Here is a 16275-nt window from a genome sequence, read left to right on the forward strand (position 1 = left end):
GCCGGGATCGGCCAGCCCCTCGTCGGCGCCGGGACCGACCCGGCCCACCGCGCCCGGGGTGGGCTGCCCCGGACGTACGGTCTCCAGCGCCGGATCGGTCACGTCGGCCGGCTCCCCGCCGCCGGACGGCACCGCTCCGGCCGGCTCAGACCTCACGCAGCGCCTCGACCTCGTCCGCACAGCCGAGCACCTGGCAGACCTCGGCGGTGACGTCGGCCGGCATCATCCCCTCGTGGGCGCAGAGGGCCAGCAGCTTCTGCGTCGAGATGCCCAGGTCGGCGAGGATGTCCGCGTCGCCCACCGGGTCGGCCTCCGGATCCACCGCCGGCTGCTCGCTCTCGTCGTCGCCACCGGCGGCCGGCCGCGGCTCGTCGGTGTCCTCCAGGCCGGTGACCGGGGCCTTCAGATCACCGACCAGCAGCGCGCCCAGCCGCGACTCGTCCGCGTACGCCGAATCGGAGCCGAAGACCCGCAGGTCCTCCCCCTCGTCCAGGCGCAGGATCACCAGGTACGTGTCGTCGGCCTCGACGAAGAGCAGGGACAGGTCGGCGTCCGGCTCGACGTCGCGCAGCCGGTCGGCGACCTCGTCGACGTCGGTGGCGCCCCGCAGGTTCACCTCGTCAGCGGTCCAGCCGCCCTCGACGCGCGCCACGGCAGCAGCGAAGTACGACACGGTCCCCCCAAATTGGCCTCGGCAGCACGCCGACTCGTCACGCGTGCACGTTAACCGGTCGGGTCGGCAGGCGACCGGTCAACGCCCCGAAGGGCCGGCCGTTGCTGGAGAAAGTCGGTCAGCCGGCGACGCGCCGGCGGGTGGCGATGAGCTGGCGCAGCCGCTCGGTGCGGGCCCGCTGCGGCCGCTCGCGCTGACGCACCGCGCGGGCACCGGCCAACTCGGCGAGGAGTTGCAGGCGGCGGCGGCTCCGCTCGGGGTCGAGCCGCGGCGGGATGGTCCAGGCCATACCGCCGAGCGTGACCCGTCACCTCGCGTACGTCAAGCCGGTCTTCGCTGTGCGGTGAGACAGTCACGCAAGGTCACCAGAGCGGCCAGTCGCCGCTCTGCGCCCAGCGGAGCGCGACGACGGCCGCGGCGATGCTCCAGCCGCCGGCGGTGACGATCGCGATCCCGGTGGCCACCCCCCGATCGCCGTACCGGACCAGCACGCCGGCGGCCAGCCAGGCCAGCCCGCCGGCGAGCACCGTCCACCACGCGTAGCTGGGCACGTCGTGGCCGAGCAGGCCGAACAGGAGCAGCCAGGCGAAGGCGACCACGGCGCCGGCCGCGACGCCGCCGCCGGTGACCCGGTACGGCTCGCGCCAGCTCGGCCGGGGCGGCGCCCCGGCGGGGAAGAGCCCCGACGGGGTGTACGGCAGCAGCCGCGCCGGCCCCGGACCGGACTCGCCGGGTCCGGCGTACCACCCGCTCATCGCCCTGCTCCCTTCACGGACGGTGGACGTACCGAGATCACGCAGAGCCACCGTGCCCGGCCCCGACGGGCGCGGACGGGTCTCGACGTTCGTTCCTACGGTAGTGGTCTGCCAGGATGACCGGATGCGCTCGCGATCGATCGGACGCCGCACGCGGGCGGCGTACCCGGTCCTGCTGCTGCTCCTGCCGGCCCTGGCCGCCGGGTGCGCCCCCGGCGACCGGCCCACGGCCACCTCGGGCAACACGTGGCAGGATCCGAGCGCCGTGGCCACCGCCGGGCAGCCCGCCAAGCCGGACGCGCCGTCGGAATCCGCGTCGCCGAGCCCGACGGCCCTGCGGCACGTCTTCCCGGTACGCGGAGACAACGTCGCCTACCATCCGACGCACTCGGCGTACCCCGGGACGGACATCTTCGCCAACTGCGGCACTCCGGTCGTCGCGGTCACCGACGGCCGGATCCTTGAGGTGAGCCGGGTGGACCGGTTCGACCGGCGCGGCCCGCTCGGGCCGTACAACGGGGGCCTGTCGGTCTCCCTGCTCGGCGACGACGGGGTCCGCTACTACGGGTCGCACCTGAGCGTCATCGCCGCCGGCATCGACCCGGACGTACGCGTTCACGCCGGCCAGCCGCTCGGCAAGGTCGGCCGCACCGGCAACGCCAACAACGTGTGTCACCTGCACTTCGGCATCTCCCCGCAGTGCCAGGGCCATGACGACTGGTGGATCCGTCGGGGCGTGATCTGGCCGGCCAGATACCTGGACTCGTGGCGGAAGCAGGGCAACCGTGAGCCGGCCGCCGAGGTGACCGCCTGGCAGCACGAACACGGCTGCCCCAAGGCACCGGCCAAGGCCGGCGGGGCCGGCTGACCGTCGTCCACTCCCGACACCCGGCAGGCGGCGGCGCGGACGCGTAGGTTGCAGGGCATGACTGCCCGGGATCCCATCGCCGACCTGCGTCGGATCGCGTTCCTGCTGGAGAAGGCGAACGAGGCCACCTACCGGGTCCGGGCGTTCCGGTCGGCGGCCAACGGGCTCGCCGCGCTGCCCGCCGGAGAGGTGGCCGAGCGGGCGCGCACCGGCAAGCTGACCGAGCTGTCCGGCGTGGGCGACGTCACGGCCCGCTGCGTGGTCGAGTCGCTGGCCGGCGAGGAGCCGGTCTATCTGCGCCGGCTGGTCGCCACCGAGGGCACCGACCTGGACGCGGCCGCGGCGGCGCTGCGGGACGCGCTGCGGGGCGACTGCCACACCCACTCCGACTGGTCGGACGGCGGCTCACCGATCGAGGAGATGGCCCTGGCGGCGGTCGAGCTGGGGCACGAGTACCTGGTGCTGACCGACCACTCGCCCCGGCTGAAGGTTGCCCGGGGGCTGACCGCGGAGCGGCTGCGCAAGCAGCTCGACCACGTGGCGGCGGTGAACGACGCGCTGCCGAAGGGTTTCCGCATCCTCACCGGCATCGAGGTGGACATCCTCGCCGACGGGTCGCTGGACCAGGAGGAGGAGCTACTGGCCCGGCTCGACGTGGTGGTCGGCTCGGTGCACAGCGGCCTGAACGACGACCGGGCGAAGATGACCCGGCGGATGCTCACCGCCGTGGCGAACCCGCACCTGGACATCCTCGGCCACTGCACCGGCCGGATGGTGTCGTCCCGGCCGGCCGGGGTGACGGGGCCGGGCGACCGGGGGCACCGGGCCCGTACCCGCGGCGAGAGCGACTTCGACGCGGACGCCGTCTTCGCGGCCTGCGCGGAACGCGGCGTGGCGGTCGAGATCAATTCCCGCCCGGAGCGGCAGGACCCGCCGAAGCGGCTGATCCGCCGCGCCCTGGAGGCCGGCTGCCGGTTCGCCATCAACACCGACGCGCACGCCCCCGGTCAGCTGGACTGGCAGCGGTTCGGCTGCCAGCGCGCGGCACTCTGCGGCGTGCCGGCGAACCGGGTGGTCAACACCTGGAAGGCGGATCGCCTGCTCAAATGGGCCCGCACCCGGGGCTGACCCCGCCCGCCACCCGGCTCAGGCCCCGGCAGCCGGCTCCGTGGCCGGCACGGCAGCGGCACCGAGCACGGGCCGCGGCCGGCGCCGGCCGAGCACCCCCTGCGCGACCGCCACGCCGAGCAGCACGATCAGGGCGCCCACCGGCTGGTGCCAGTTCATCCGCTCGTCGAGCACCAGCGCGCCGACCAGCACCGCGAAGACCGGGATCAGGTACGTGACGGTGGACGCCGTGCTCGCCCCGGCCACCCGGATGTTGCGCAGGTTGATCACGAAGGCCAGCCCGGTGCCGAGCGCGCCGAGCGCCAGCACGCTGGCGACCACCTGCCCGGAGAGGCCGGCCGGCATCGGCGGCGCCCCGGCCACCAGCGGCGCGACCACCGCGAGCTGCGCCGTCGCGACCAGCAGCTGCGCCGCCGACAGCGACAGGCCGGAGTAGGTGCTGCCGGCGATGAACTTCTTCTGGTACGGGATGGCGACGCCGTAGCCGGCCGCCGCCCCCAGGCACATGAGCTGCCCGGTGAAGTGCGCCCCGCCGACGCCCTCCCAGACGCCGAGCACCACCAGAACACCGACGAAGCCCAGCCCGAGCCCGACCGCGCGCCGCACGGTCAGCCGCTCGGTACGGAACACCAGCACCGCCAGCGGCAGCACGATCAGCGGGGTGGTCGCGTTCCAGATCCCGGCGAGCATCGACTCCACCCGCTGCTCGCCGAAGCCGAAGAGGGTGAACGGCAGGGACACGCCGAAGGCGGCGACCACCAGCAGGTGCGCCCAGATCCGGGGCTCGCGGGGCAGCCGGTCACGCAACACGGCCAGCACCACCAGCAGGGTCGCCGCACCGGTGGCGACCCGGTAGAGGGTGAGGTGCAGCGGATGCAACTCGGCCACCCCGACCTTGATGAAGAGGAAGCTGGAGCCCCAGATCACGCCAAGGGCGAGAAAGCCGGGCAACCAGCTACGCAGCGCCGCCCGGTCAGGAGTCAAATCCGCTGTCACCCCTGACACTCTGCCGCAGGGGTACGACGAAGTCGCGCGAAATTCGGACCCCGTGTCGATCACCACAGCAGCGGAGGTCCCGAGCGGTGCCGGTCCGGCCGGGCCGGTGTCTGAACACGGCAAACACGGTCGACAACGGAGTGGCCGGGTCGCGTAGGGTCGCAGCGTGGGACGAATCGATGACCTCGCCAACCGGTATGTGGCCGACTGGGCCGCACTGAGCCCGACCGGTGCCACCTACGTCGGCATCGCCGGCTACGACGACCAGCTCGACGACCTTTCCCCGGAGGGGTACGCGGCCCGCGCCGACCTGGTTCGACGCGCCCTGGCCGACCTCGACGTGACCGAGCCGGACTCGGAGGCCGAGCGGACCGCCAAGGAGGCGATGCAGGAACGCCTCGGCCTGGAACTCGCGCGGCACGACGCCGGCGAGACCACCAGCGAGGTCAACGTCATCGCCAGCGCGCTGCACGACATCCGCATGGTCTTCGACCTGATGCCGACCGAGGGCGACGACGCCAAGGCCAACATCGCCGCCCGGCTCAACAGCTTCGCCGGTGCGCTGGAGGACTACAAGCGCACCCTGCGCGAGTCGGCCGCGGCCGGGAAGATCAGCTCGCAGGTCCAGCTCGTCGAGGTCGCCAAGCAGTGCGACATCTGGACCGACCCGAACGGCGACGACTTCTTCCACGGCCTGGCCGGACGGCTCGGGGCGGACGGCGCATTCGGCGCCGAGCTGCGCAAGGGCGCCGCCGCCGCGACCGCGGCCACCGCCGAGTTCGGTCAGTTCCTCCGGAACGAGTTGGCCCCCCGGGGCCGGCAGAAGCAGGCCGCCGGGCGGGAGCGGTACGAGCTGGCCTCGCAGTACTTCCTCGGCGCCAAGGTCGACCTCGACGAGACGTACGCCTGGGGTTTCGCGGAGCTGGCTCGCCTGGAGGGCGAGATGCGGGCGGTGGCCGCCCGGATCGTCGGGCCCGGCGCGACCATCGACGACGCCGTACGCGCGCTGGACGCCGACCCGGCCCGCACCATTCAGGGCAAGGAGGCGTTCCGGGACTGGATGCAGGCGCTCGCCGACAAGGCGATCGGCGAGCTGCACGGCACCCACTTCGACATCCCCGAGCAGGTCCGCCGGATCGAGTGCTGCCTCGCGCCGACCAGCGACGGTGCGATCTACTACACCGGCCCGAGCGAGGACTTCTCCCGGCCGGGCCGGATGTGGTGGGCGGTGCCGCAGGGCGTCACCGACTTCTCCACCTGGCGCGAGGTGACCACGGTCTACCACGAGGGTGTGCCCGGCCACCACCTCCAGGTCGCCCAGACCGCCGTCCGCGCCGACCTGCTCAACCGCTGGCAGCGGCTGCTCTGCTGGGTTTCCGGGCACGGCGAGGGTTGGGCGCTCTACTCCGAGCGGCTGATGGACGAGCTGGGCTACCTGGAGGACCCGGGCGACAAGCTCGGCATGCTCGACGCGCAGGCGTTCCGCGCGGCCCGGGTGATCGTCGACATCGGCATGCACCTGGAGCTGGAGATCCCCCGGGACAACCCGTTCGGCTTCCACCTCGGCGAGCGCTGGACGCCCGAGCTGGGCTGGGAGTTCATGCGGGCGCACTGCCGGGTGCCGGACGAGAACCTGCGCTTCGAGCTGAACCGCTACCTGGGCTGGCCGGGGCAGGCCCCGTCGTACAAGGTGGGCGAGCGGATCTGGTTGCAGGCCCGGGATGAGGCGAAGGCCCGCAAGGGCGCCGACTTCGACCTCAAGGAGTTCCACCGCCAGGCGCTCGACCTGGGCTCGCTGGGGCTCGACCCGCTGCGCCGGGCGCTGGGCCGGCTCTAGGTTCGGCTTGCGACGACGGACGGCCGGGAGTCGGAGGTGTCCTCCGGCTCCCGGCCGTTTCGCGTACCTCGCGTGGGTCAGCCCAGGTCGAGCTTGAGTGCCGGCTTGGCGGTGAGCCTGTTCGAGTCGACGAACGCCAGGTCGATCACCGGGTCGGTGAAGGTGACGGGCACCGGCGAGGTGATCGGGATACCGTCCGGGAACGGCAGGTCCGGGGTCAGGGTGACCTTGATGCCCGCGAGCCGCGCGACGAAGCGGGTGGTGTAGAAGGCGACGTCACCCTCGACGGTGAGCTGGTCGGTGACGTACCGCTGGGTCCGGCCCGCCGGCCCGTCGGCCCGTAGGACGAAGTCGTCCGTCACGCCCTTGGCCATGGTGAACTTCAGGCACGTGAGGGTGCCGTCACCGGCGGGCAGCTCGACGATGCCCTCGAACCGCAGCCCGGTCATGGTCACCTTGGAACCGGTGAGCTTGGCGGGCTTCGCGGCGACCCGGGGCTGGTTCGGCTCGGCGGCCAGCCGGGGCAGTGGCTGACCCGGCTCGACCGGCTTCGGCTTCGTCGGCGCCGGGCTGGCGCACGGGTCGGCGTCCGGGTTGCCCGGCGCGGTGGGCTTCGCCGGGGAGCTGCCGCTCGGCTCCGGCGCCGCGCTGCTGGGAGTGGTGCTCGCGGTAGGGGTGGCACCGGTCTCGGTAGCTGTCGGCTCGACGGCCACGATCGCCGCGGGAGCGGTCGATCCCTTCGGCTCGGGCGACGGCGGCGTGCCGGCCTCACCGGAGTCGCCGGTGAGCACGTTGCCGTCCGAACCCGTCTCGGCCGGCGTCGGACTCGGGCTGGCCGAGACGGCCGGGCTCGGGGTCGCCGGGCTCGGAGCGGCCGAGCCGGGGGTCGGGCAGGTTGCGGGTGCGGCCAGCGCACGTTCCTCGCCGCGGAGCGCGAACAGGCCGGCCATGGACATGGCGAGGACCAGCAGGATCGCGTACGACCTCGGGTCGCGGTGCCGGGCGGCCCGGTGGGCCGGGTCCGGGCCGACGGGCGGCAGGTCCTGGGTGGAGTCGGCGGGTTCGGTCGGGGCCGCCTCGCGCAACGGGTTACGCGGCTCGGGCAGCGTGTCGGTGAGGACGCCGGTGGTCTCCTCCTCGCGCTGCCGGGGCATCAGCTCGTCGACGAGGGCCAACTCGGGCTCGGCCTCGTCGCCCTGCCGCGGCCCGTCGTCGACGGCCGGTTCGGGTTCCTCGGCGGTGACCGCCGAGCGGCCGGGTACCCAGGCGAAGCCGAGCGCCGAGCCCACGATGCCGAGCAGCATGCCGATGAAGAAGCCGCCGAGGTTCACCCCGATCAGCGAGTAGACCGCCGTCACCGCCGCGATGACCGAGTAGAAGATCCGCTGCTGCGGGGTGAGCCACAGGAGCAGACCGCAGAGCACCAGGATGGTGGGGATCAGCCAGGCGAGGAAACCGGTCGGGCCCATCTTCAGCGTGAGGCCGGCCAGGGTCGCCTGGGTGGAGCCGAAGATCTCCGCTCCGGCGAGCAAGGTGAACAGGCCACCCCAGAACGGCCGGCTCCGCCGCCAGCGCCGGAAGCTGCGCCAGGCCCGGGTCGGCCCTCCGGGTCGGGCGTGCTGCGCGTCCGCGGTCGTCACGGACTCCTCCTCCTACGAACAGTGCGGTGATGGTGAGGGATTGCCGAACACGACGGGAGGTCCGCGAAGGGCGCCCTCCGCGGACCTCCCGGTCAGCTCAGAAGCACTGCTTGCCGGCGGCGTCGCCGAACGCGTGCACCTTCAGCTTCAGGCCCTTGAGGTTGAAGGTGCCGGCCGTGGTGTAGCGGGCGACCTGCTCGAGCTTGGTGATGGTCACGTGGTCGGCGCTCTGGCCGAACGAGCCGGCCGGGGCGGCGGCGCTCAGGTCGCTGGCGTCCTGACCAATCTTGATCTTGGTGAACGTGGCGTCGCCGGCGAGCGACTCCATCGCGATCAGCATGCCGTCGGCGGTTGCGGGCTCCTTGCCACCGCCGGCCTCGATCCGGAGCACCACGGGCATGCCGGGCAGGCTCGCGTCGACGGACTGGCAGAGGTTGTAGAGGTCCGCGTGGCCGATCTCGGAAATCGCGATCGGCACCGGCTTCGGGTTGTCCTTCTCGTACACGACGCCGCCGTACTGCTTGAAGCCGTCGCCCTCGAGCCGGGTCGCGCCCACCTTGAACTCCGTGCCGGAGACGGTGATGTTGGCGGCGATGGCACCGTTGGCCATGCCGAAGACGATGCCGCCGGCGGCGGCCGCGGCGGGAATCGCCATCGCGGCGAAGCGACGCCAGCGGGTGCCGCCACGCATCTGGCGGTCTTCCGATTCACTCACGAGGTCCTCCTCGAAGGGGGTGTCATCACCGATCGCGGGCGCGACTCGGGACGGGGGAGAGCGTGGGGCGCTTGCGGATGCCGTTGTGCCGACGGGACGCAGTACGCGGATTGGATGCTCTCGCGAAGCGACACACGTCACAAGCCCCTAGCTACTGACCAGTAATAGGCTCGCGCTATCAAGATCGCCGATGGTTACCAACAGTTAACAACCAGGCGACCGGATGCCCTGGACAAACCGCCCCGATTACGACGGGAAGACAGACAGGTTTCACCTGCGGTAGGCGCGGCGCACTTTCGTCACAGTTCGGTAACGGAGAGCTGACAAACCGCTGAGGATGACGAGGCGTTCACCCGTCCGGCGGAGGCGACTGACCGTCCGGCGCGGCGATTCAGATCGCTCGATCAAGCCACGACCCCAACAGATGATGGTCGATCGAGTCGATCCGGCCCAACGGACGCCCGTCGGCCACCCGCGCCCGCAACTCGTCCCGGGTGAACCAGCGCGCGTCCACCAGTTCCTCGCCGTCCACCCGCACCTCCGTGGACGCCGCCGTCGCCCGGAAACCGACCATCAGCCCCGCCGGGAACGGCCACGCCTGCGACCCCTGGTACAACACCTCGACGACGGTCACTCCGGCCTCCTCGGCCAACTCCCGGCGTACCGCGTCCTCCAGGCTCTCGCCGACCTCGACGAAACCGGCCAGCGTCGACCACGACCCCTCCGGCGCGCCCCGGTGCCGGGCCAGCAGGCAGCGCTCCGGCTCGCCCGGCGCCTCGACCAGCACGATGACCGCCGGCTCGATCCGGGGAAACAGGAGCCGCCCGCAGCCGGCACCGGTACACGAACGGATGTGCCCGCCGTCCCGCGCCGCCGTCGGTTCCCCGCAGCCGCCGCAGTACCGCTGCCCCCGGTGCCAGTGCAGCAGCCCCTTGGCGTACGCCTGCACCGCCGCCTCGGCCGGCGTAAGCCCGCCCACCAGGGCTCGTACGTCCACCGGCTCGGCCGCGCCGGCCAGCGCCACCGCGTCCCGCTCGGGCCGGCCGGAGAGATCCACGGCGAAGATCGCCCGCCCCCCGTCCAGCCCGAGGAAGACCGTCTCGTCGGCGGCGGCGAGCAGTCCCGCGGCGTCGACGGCGGCCGGCCGCACCGGCGTCCGGTCCGCTGAGACCAGGCAACGGTCCCGCCAGAGCGGCAGCAGCAGGCTCTCCCGGTCGGTCAGCCGCGCGGCGATCCACCCCGGGTCGGTGCGCAGCCCCGCCGCCCGGTCCAGCCATCCACCACCGTACGCCAGGCCCCGCTCATCCGTCCGCACCCGAACACCGTCGCACGGCCACGGCCGCGTGGGGCACCCGGCCCGGGTGATCGTCGCGACACCCGCGCCGAGGGCCGACACGCTGCCCCCGGCGGCCGACCACCGGAGACTCCCGGCCGGCTCGGACGTTGGTTACCGTAGGTGTCTTCCGGGCGGGGTAAGCCATCCCCCCGTGGTACTCCCGATCGAGGTTGCTGTGACGCTGTACGGCGAAAAACTGCCGCCCGCCGACGACCGGCCCACCGTGCAGGTGACGGCGGTGAGCTGGCCGGACGACGACCCGGCACCCGCCGTCACACCGACACCGGCCCAGCCCGGCCCCGCGCGGCCCGGACGCCGGCGGCTGCTGCTCGCCGGCGGGATCGCCGCGGCCGTGCTCGCCGCAGCCGCCGGGGCCGGCACCTACGCGTACGCGGGGGACGTGCCCCGGGGCACCACCGTGCTCGGCACCGAACTGGGCGGCCGGAGCCGGGCCGACGCCGTCCACGCGCTACGCGCCGAACTGGACCGGCGGTCGACGGCGCTGAGCGCCCCGATCACCGTCACCGTGGGCGAGAAGAGCGTCGAGGTGAAACCGGCCGACGTCGGCCTCGCGATCGACGTGGACGCCACCGTGACGGCGGCTGCCGCCACCGAGGCGCACCCGGTGAGCCGCCTCGTCGGCTCCCGTACGGTCCACCCGGTGGTCACCGTCGACGCCGCCCGGCTGGACACCACGCTGACCCGCGTACTGGGCGACCAGGGCCGGGAGATGACCATGCCGGCCATCATCTTCACCGGCACCACCCCGAAGCCGGTCTACCCGAAGCCGGCCCTCACGGTGGACCCGACCGCCGCGGCCGACGCGGTCAAGGCGGCCTGGCTCGCCGGCCAGCCGGTCACCGTGCCGCTGGTCGAGAAGTGGCCGGCGACCAGCCAGGCCGAGGTGGACCGGCTCATCGCCGAGCTGGCCAAGCCGGCGGTGGCCGCTCCCGTCACGCTCTCCACCGACCAGGGCTCGGTCACCATTCCGCCCGCCGCGATCGCCCGCGGCCTGCGCTTCTCCGCCGACGACGCGGGCACGCTCACTCCCCGCGTGGACGTGAAGCGGCTGCGCGCCGCCCTCGGCGACCGGCTGGCCAAGATCGAGGTCGAGCCGAAGGACGCCGGTCTGACCATCACCGGCGGCAAGCCGAAGGTGGTGCCCGGCCGGGCCGGCCGGCAGGTCGACGCGACCGCGCTGAGCCGCGACCTGCTCGCCGTGCTGCCGAAGGCGGACGGCCGCACGGTGACCGCCACGTTGACGGCGGCCGAGCCGGAGCTGACCGAGGCGAAGCTGACCGAGCTGGGCGTCAAGGAGCGGGTCTCCACCTTCACCACCCGGTTCCCCGGCGGCCTCTCCTCGCCACGCAGCCAGAACATCATCCAGGCCGCCAAGGACGTGGACGGCACGATCGTGAAGCCGGGCGAGACGTTCTCGCTCAACGCACACACCGGCGAGCGCGGCTACGACCAGGGCTACCAGGACGCCCCGACCATCGTCAACGGCAAGCTGGTGCCGGGCGTGGGCGGCGGCGTCTCGCAGTTCACCACGACGCTGTTCAACGCGACCTACTACGCCGGTCTGGAGGACGTCGAGCACAAGCCGCACTCGTTCTACTTCAGCCGCTACCCGGCGGTGATCGAGTCGACGATCTACTGGCCGCAACTGGACTTCAAGTTCCGGAACAACACCCCCTACGGCCTCCTGATCGACACGTCCTACACGTCCAGCACCATCACCGTGTCGATCTGGAGCACCAAGATCTACGACAGCGTCAAGACCGAGTACGGCCCCCGCCGGGACATCACCCAGCCGAAGACGGTCTACCTGGACCCCGGCCCCAAGTGCATCTCGGCCGAGGGCAGCGTGGGTTTCGCCCAGGACGCCTACCGGGTCATCACCAAGGACGGCAAGGTGATCAAGCGGGAGAAGTTCAGCTGGCGCTACGACGCCGAGCCGCGCTTCATCTGCGCCGCCAAGCCGGAAGACTGACGTTCGTCCAGGTCGAACACCGGAAAGCCCCGCCGGCTTCGTCGCCGGCGGGGCTTTCCCGTCTCGTACGCCCTCAGGGCCGCGCCTCGGCCAGCCCCTGCCGTACGCCGTCCGCGTCGCGGTCGGCGCCGTAGACCGGGGTGCCCGGCTGCTGCCGCCAGCTCCCGTCGAGCGTGCCGGCGTCCACCGGGTCGAAGCCCAGCTCGTCGACCAGTTCCATCACCACCCGCTTGGCGGCGGAGTCGTCGCCGGCCACCGGCAGGGCGATCCGGTCGGGCGTGCCGGCCGGTAGACCGTTGTCCATCAGGTGCGGTGCCCGGATGGTGTTGAAGACCTTCACCACCTGGGCGCCCTTGAGGTGCTCTGCGGTCCAGCGGCTGGAGCTGAGGCTGCGATCGAGCAGTTCTGGGATGTCGCCGTCCCGCTCGGGGTAGTAGTTGTCCGCGTCAACGACCAGCTTGCCGTCGAACAGCGCCGCCGGCAGGTCCGGCACCGCCCGGACCGGGACGGCGACGACCACCAGTTCCGCCCCCTGCACGGTCTCCTCCAGCGTGCCGGCCGTGGCGCCGGTCTCCGCCGCGAGGTCGGTCAGACTCTGCGGCCCGCGCGAGTTGGTCACGGTCACGTCGTGGCCCAGCGCGCGTAGCCGACGGGTGAGGGTGCCACCGATGTGGCCCGACCCGATGATTCCGATCTTCATGACCACTCCTGCCTCAGCCAGCACGGCGGGGACGCCCCAGGCGGCCCCGCACCGACCGTACGAGACCGGGCAGGCGGTGGGCGGGAATTCCCGAAGCTCGCCCCCGCAGAGTCATCAGGAAAGGACCCGTAAACGCAGTCAGGGTCACCCCGAAGGGTGACCCTGACTGAAAGATTGTCCGGCGGTGTCCTACTCTCCCACACCCTCCCGAGTGCAGTACCATCGGCGCTGGAGGGCTTAGCTTCCGGGTTCGGAATGTGACCGGGCGTTTCCCCTCCGCCATGACCGCCGTAACTCTATCGACATGTCAAACAATCAACCGCGCCCCCTGCCGGGGGCTGCTGGTGTGCTTGTTCGTTTGTCGGGAGTTGCACAGTGGACGCGTAGCAGCTTAGTAGTCAAGTCCTCGGCCTATTAGTACCGGTCAACTGAACCCGTTACCGGGCTTACATTTCCGGCCTATCAACCCAGTCGTCTAGCTGGGGGCCTTACCCCACCAAAGGTGGGTGGGATACCTCATCTTGAAGCGAGCTTCCCGCTTAGATGCTTTCAGCGGTTATCCCTTCCGAACGTAGCTAACCAGCCGTGCCCCTGGCGGGACAACTGGCACACCAGAGGTTCGTCCGTCCCGGTCCTCTCGTACTAGGGACAGCCCTTCTCAAGTATCCTACGCGCACGGCGGATAGGGACCGAACTGTCTCACGACGTTCTAAACCCAGCTCGCGTACCGCTTTAATGGGCGAACAGCCCAACCCTTGGGACCTGCTACAGCCCCAGGATGCGACGAGCCGACATCGAGGTGCCAAACCATCCCGTCGATATGGACTCTTGGGGAAGATCAGCCTGTTATCCCCGGGGTACCTTTTATCCGTTGAGCGACACCGCTTCCACATGCCAGTGCCGGATCACTAGTCCCGACTTTCGTCCCTGCTCGACCCGTCAGTCTCACAGTCAAGCTCCCTTGTGCACTTGCACTCAACACCTGATTGCCAACCAGGCTGAGGGAACCTTTGGGCGCCTCCGTTACCCTTTAGGAGGCAACCGCCCCAGTTAAACTACCCACCAGACACTGTCCCTGAACCGGATAACGGTCCGAAGTTAGATACCCAAACCAACCAGAGTGGTATTTCAAGATTGCCTCCACCCATACTGGCGTATGAGCTTCACCGGCTCCCACCTATCCTACACAAGCTAATTCGGATACCAATGTCAAGCTATAGTAAAGGTCCCGGGGTCTTTCCGTCCTGCCGCGCGTAACGAGCATCTTTACTCGTAGTGCAATTTCGCCGGGCCTGTGGTTGAGACAGTGGGGAAGTCGTTACGCCATTCGTGCAGGTCGGAACTTACCCGACAAGGAATTTCGCTACCTTAGGATGGTTATAGTTACCACCGCCGTTTACTGGCGCTTAAGTTCTCCGCTTCGCCCCGAAGAGCTAACAGGTCCCCTTAACGTTCCAGCACCGGGCAGGCGTCAGTCCATATACATCGAATTACTTCTTCGCATGGACCTGTGTTTTTAGTAAACAGTCGCTTCCCCCTGCTCTCTGCGGCCATACAACGCTCCACCCGCGCGGGGCTTCACGTCTCCGGCCCCCCTTCTCCCTAAGTTACGGGGGCAATTTGCCGAGTTCCTTAACCACAGTTCGCCCGATCGCCTCGGTATTCTCTACCTGACCACCTGTGTCGGTTTGGGGTACGGGCCGCTAAGAACTCGCTAGAGGCTTTTCTCGGCAGCATAGGATCACTGACTTCACCTGAATCGGCTCGGCATCACGTCTCAGCCTACATGTGCTGCGGATTTGCCTACAGCACGGCCTACACGCTTACCCCGGCACAACCACCGGCCGGGCTCAGCTACCTTCCTGCGTCACCCCATCGCTTGACTACTACCCGCCAGGTTCCCACGCTCCCCACCCTCAACCCGAAGGTCTTGGATGGATTGGGTGGTTAGCACAACGAGGTTCGTCAGGGACGCTCTTTCGCGGGTACGGGAATATCAACCCGTTGTCCATCGACTACGCCTCTCGGCCTCGCCTTAGGTCCCGACTCACCCAGGGCGGATTAACCTGGCCCTGGAACCCTTGGTCATCCGGCGGAAGGGTTTCTCACCCTTCTTTCGCTACTCATGCCTGCATTCTCACTCGTGCCGCGTCCACAACTAGGTCACCCCGTTGCTTCACCCCCGGCACGACGCTCCCCTACCCACCCACACACCTGCACCAGATATCAAGACCTGGCGAAGTCGTTGTGTGAGTGCCACAGCTTCGGCGGTGTACTTGAGCCCCGCTACATTGTCGGCGCGGAACCACTTGACCAGTGAGCTATTACGCACTCTTTAAAGGGTGGCTGCTTCTAAGCCAACCTCCTGGTTGTCTATGCGACCCCACATCCTTTTCCACTTAGCACACGCTTAGGGGCCTTAGCTGGTGATCTGGGCTGTTTCCCTCTCGACTACGAAGCTTATCCCCCGCAGTCTCACTGCCGCGCTCTCACTTACCGGCATTCGGAGTTTGGCTGATTTCGGTAAGCTTGTGGGCCCCCTAGACCATCCAGTGCTCTACCTCCGGCAAGAAACACGCGACGCTGCACCTAAATGCATTTCGGGGAGAACCAGCTATCACGGAGTTTGATTGGCCTTTCACCCCTAACCACAGGTCATCCCCCAACTTTTCAACGTTGGTGGGTTCGGCCCTCCACGCGGTCTTACCCGCGCTTCAGCCTGCCCATGGCTAGATCACTCCGCTTCGGGTCTAGAGCATGCGACTAAAACGCCCTATTCAGACTCGCTTTCGCTACGGCTCCCCCACACGGGTTAACCTCGCCACATGCCACTAACTCGCAGGCTCATTCTTCAAAAGGCACGCCGTCACCCCGCAAGGCTCCGACGGATTGTAGGCGAACGGTTTCAGGTACTATTTCACTCCCCTCCCGGGGTACTTTTCACCATTCCCTCACGGTACTTGTCCGCTATCGGTCACCAGGAAGTATTTAGGCTTACCAGGTGGTCCTGGCAGATTCACGGCAGATTACAGGAGTCCGCCGCTACTCGGGAACACCCACAGAAGACCAGCCACTTTCACCTACCGGACTTTCACCGTCTACGGTCAGCCATTCCAGACTGTTCGACTAGCAACTGGCTTTGTAACTCCTCGAGTATGTGTCAGCACACTCAGCAGGGTCCCACAACCCCGACCACGCAACCCCTGACAGGTATCACACGCAGCCGGTTTAGCCTCAATCCGCTTTCGCTCGCCACTACTCACGGAATCACTGTTTGTTTTCTCTTCCTACGGGTACTGAGATGTTTCACTTCCCCGCGTTCCCCCCACACACCCTATGTGTTCAGGTGCGGGTGACTGGACATGACTCCAGCCGGGTTCCCCCATTCGGACACCCTGGGATCACAGCTTGGTTGACAGCTCCCCCAGGCCTATCGCGGCCTCCCACGTCCTTCATCGGCTCCTGGTGCCAAGGCATCCACCGTTCGCCCTTGACAACTTGACCACAAAGATGCTCGCGTCCACTGTGCAATTCTCAACAAACGACCAACCCACAACCCGAACAGTCCCACACCAGACCCGACAACCGCCGGCGGTATACGGAACCAGGCCATGCCTGGCAGCCTCCCAAGGAA

At 69.4% G+C, this 16275-nt stretch carries 12 protein-coding genes and 2 rRNA genes; 4 read left to right on the forward strand and 10 right to left on the reverse strand.

The window, feature by feature from the left end; translation table 11 throughout:
• Positions 1-145: 145 nt before the first annotated feature.
• The 3 genes from GA0070621_RS22475 to GA0070621_RS22480 form a co-directional block, all read right to left on the reverse strand.
• Positions 146-673, reverse strand: coding sequence for a tRNA adenosine deaminase-associated protein (locus GA0070621_RS22475; protein WP_091199222.1), 528 nt, complete (start codon positions 671-673; stop codon positions 146-148).
• A 118-nt stretch (positions 674-791) separates the two neighbouring features.
• A complete protein-coding gene (locus tag GA0070621_RS30125) occupies positions 792-962 on the reverse strand; it encodes a hypothetical protein (protein WP_167402540.1) in 171 nt (56 codons plus the stop codon).
• 73 nt (positions 963-1035) lie between these two features.
• On the reverse strand, positions 1036-1428 hold the full coding sequence (locus GA0070621_RS22480) for a hypothetical protein (protein ID WP_167667164.1): 393 nt from the start codon (positions 1426-1428) through the stop codon (positions 1036-1038).
• A gap of 124 nt (positions 1429-1552) precedes the next feature.
• On the opposite strand from GA0070621_RS22480, the gene GA0070621_RS22485 reads away from it, so the two are divergent.
• Positions 1553-2296, forward strand: a complete 744-nt coding sequence (locus GA0070621_RS22485; protein WP_091199224.1) for a M23 family metallopeptidase — start codon at positions 1553-1555, stop codon at positions 2294-2296.
• A gap of 57 nt (positions 2297-2353) precedes the next feature.
• Entirely contained in the window at positions 2354-3424 is a 1071-nt protein-coding gene (locus GA0070621_RS22490; RefSeq protein WP_091199226.1) for a PHP domain-containing protein, read from the forward strand.
• A gap of 18 nt (positions 3425-3442) precedes the next feature.
• On the opposite strand, the gene GA0070621_RS22495 is transcribed toward GA0070621_RS22490, so the two are convergent.
• Positions 3443-4420, reverse strand: a complete 978-nt coding sequence (locus tag GA0070621_RS22495; RefSeq protein ID WP_167667165.1) for a DMT family transporter — start codon at positions 4418-4420, stop codon at positions 3443-3445.
• 166 nt (positions 4421-4586) lie between these two features.
• Here GA0070621_RS22495 and GA0070621_RS22500 point away from each other — a divergent pair, with 166 nt between their 5' ends.
• Positions 4587-6257 carry a DUF885 domain-containing protein gene (locus GA0070621_RS22500; protein ID WP_091199228.1) on the forward strand — a complete coding sequence of 557 codons (1671 nt, stop codon included), beginning with the start codon at positions 4587-4589 and terminating at the stop codon, positions 6255-6257.
• Positions 6258-6334: 77 nt separating this feature from the next.
• Here GA0070621_RS22500 and GA0070621_RS22505 read toward each other — a convergent pair whose 3' ends face one another.
• From GA0070621_RS22505 to nudC, 3 genes are all read right to left on the reverse strand, one after another.
• On the reverse strand, positions 6335-7897 hold the full coding sequence (locus GA0070621_RS22505; protein ID WP_091199230.1) for a DUF6114 domain-containing protein: 1563 nt from the start codon (positions 7895-7897) through the stop codon (positions 6335-6337).
• A 97-nt stretch (positions 7898-7994) separates the two neighbouring features.
• Positions 7995-8588, reverse strand: a complete 594-nt coding sequence (locus GA0070621_RS22510) for a DUF6230 family protein (protein WP_091199232.1) — start codon at positions 8586-8588, stop codon at positions 7995-7997.
• A gap of 415 nt (positions 8589-9003) precedes the next feature.
• Positions 9004-9927, reverse strand: coding sequence for an NAD(+) diphosphatase (gene nudC, locus GA0070621_RS22515; protein ID WP_091202741.1), 924 nt, complete (start codon positions 9925-9927; stop codon positions 9004-9006).
• 196 nt (positions 9928-10123) lie between these two features.
• Here nudC and GA0070621_RS22520 point away from each other — a divergent pair, with 196 nt between their 5' ends.
• Positions 10124-11941, forward strand: coding sequence for a VanW family protein (locus tag GA0070621_RS22520; RefSeq protein ID WP_091199234.1), 1818 nt, complete (start codon positions 10124-10126; stop codon positions 11939-11941).
• A 73-nt stretch (positions 11942-12014) separates the two neighbouring features.
• Here GA0070621_RS22520 and GA0070621_RS22525 read toward each other — a convergent pair whose 3' ends face one another.
• The 3 genes from GA0070621_RS22525 to GA0070621_RS22535 all read right to left on the reverse strand — a co-directional run bounded on the left by GA0070621_RS22525 (position 12015) and on the right by GA0070621_RS22535 (position 16145).
• Positions 12015-12641 carry an NADPH-dependent F420 reductase gene (locus GA0070621_RS22525; RefSeq protein ID WP_091199236.1) on the reverse strand — a complete coding sequence of 209 codons (627 nt, stop codon included), beginning with the start codon at positions 12639-12641 and terminating at the stop codon, positions 12015-12017.
• Between the two features lie 176 nt (positions 12642-12817).
• A 5S ribosomal RNA gene (rrf, locus tag GA0070621_RS22530) occupies positions 12818-12934 on the reverse strand.
• Positions 12935-13035: 101 nt separating this feature from the next.
• A 23S ribosomal RNA gene (locus GA0070621_RS22535) occupies positions 13036-16145 on the reverse strand.
• Positions 16146-16275 lie beyond the last annotated feature (130 nt).

This window comes from Micromonospora narathiwatensis, assembly GCF_900089605.1.
Taxonomy (GTDB): domain Bacteria; phylum Actinomycetota; class Actinomycetes; order Mycobacteriales; family Micromonosporaceae; genus Micromonospora; species Micromonospora narathiwatensis.